Origin of the sequence: Arthrobacter sp. cf158 (assembly GCF_900106835.1) — a bacterium.
In the GTDB taxonomy this organism is placed as follows: Bacteria; Actinomycetota; Actinomycetes; order Actinomycetales; family Micrococcaceae; genus Arthrobacter.
Genome location: NZ_FNNR01000027.1, coordinates 1 through 1,598 on the forward strand (window position 1 = coordinate 1; position 1,598 = coordinate 1,598).

A 1,598-nucleotide genomic window follows, 5' to 3' on the forward strand; every position below is an offset into this window, starting at 1 on the left:
CCCCCAAAACCCCCACCACACCGCCGTCGAACACCTGATAGGTTCAGGGACGCTTTGAAGGCGCAGCTGCCAGCCCACCTAATCCCTGGTTCGGTGGCCAGCTCGGTGCAAGCACTGTCCCGGCGCGTTCCTGGACTGGGAAGGCTATGCCGTCACTCCCTGACATGGACCGCCGCGAAGGCGGTGAAACCACACACAAAATGCCACCGGAAGCGCGGGAGTTATTTCGAGGGGCTCCCACCTTGTTGGGAGCCCCTCGGTGTGGTCAGCCCCAGAGATCGATCAGTCTTCCGGCAAGTAGTCCCGCTTGCTCGTAGCCGGCCTGGGCGGCGGCCGGTCGCAGTGCAATGTTCATGGCATCTGCGCCGAACATGTGGTCATTCTCTGCGTTGGGAAAGATCGTCTCCACTGTGCTGCCGCCTGCGCGTAGAGCATCAGCCTGGGTACCCAGGTGCATGCCCCACTCCACTGGTTGAAGGGATCTGCCGCTGAAAGGTGACAGGACCAGCACCCTGCCGTAGCCGGCTGCCAGATCTGCGTTTTCGGCATTCGAGCGGAAACCGCCATCAATGAACCTGTCGTCCCCAATCCTGTAGGGCCGGCCGCTGGAACAGCTGGCTGCCACTGCGTCCACCAAGGCAACGCCACTCCTGCGATCAAACACGACAGCCTCGCCGCTGCGGGCGTCGACAGCCGTGATGAGCACCTCCTGCTCAGGCCAATCCTGCTGCGGGAGCCGCGCGGCAACAGTTGAGCGCCACTGCCCACTCCAGGAATCGTCCGAATCCGCGTCCAGTTCCAGTGCAGCCTTGGCCACTCTGCGACGCATGTCGGTCGCGTCTGACGAGCCGGCAACAATGCGGTTCATCCGCGTCAGATGGTCCACCACTGCGCCGGCCTGACCAGATCCGGGACCATTCCCGCGCGGGCGGCGCTGGGCCCCTGGTATCGGCGCGAGGGTGGCAGCAAACAGATCACGAGGTGAAGCAGCGACTATCTGCGCTGCTGCGGTGGCACCCGCAGATGTGCCAATGATCAGGTCAGCCTTTGCGACATCAAGGCCTGCGTCGAAAAGACCGGCCACGACGCCAATAAGCCACGCATTGCCGGTGGAACCGCCGCCCCCGAGGACCAACGCGCGGCCTTCCGGGGAACGTGAAGTGAGCGCGGCTGTAAGCGGACCCGGATACTGATTGGAAATGGATGATCCGTGCACTGCTGCTGCAGTGGCACGTATCGCTGAAGAAGGTTTTGTTTGCATGGGAGTTGCCTTTCGCGTCATGCGGCTTAGGGGCTCCCGACGGCGACTACTTCAGTCGCGGGATCGTGGACAACCTGGAGAGCCCAATGGGGATACTGCATTCATGGGTCTCACCTCCTGCGGATGGTTCACGATCACCTGAAAAGCTAGCACGGCCTGGGGGCATTGCACCATGGGCCTTAACGAAGAGAAGGCCTCCACGTTGGTGGGGGGCCTTCTTCAGGGGTTGCATGCGGCGGACCGTTAAATGCGAAGAGCCCCGGCCGTGGTGGTCGGGGCTCTTCGTGAATGGTTGTCCGGCGGTGTCCTACTCTCCCACACCCTCCCGGGTGCAGTA

1 protein-coding gene is annotated in these 1,598 nt (G+C 62.8%); it reads right to left on the reverse strand.

Annotated elements, in window-relative coordinates:
* Positions 1-265 precede the first annotated feature (265 nt).
* A complete protein-coding gene (locus BLW08_RS23580; protein ID WP_091328652.1) occupies positions 266-1,261 on the reverse strand; it encodes a patatin-like phospholipase family protein in 996 nt (331 codons plus the stop codon).
* Between the last annotated feature and the right edge of the window lie 337 nt (positions 1,262-1,598).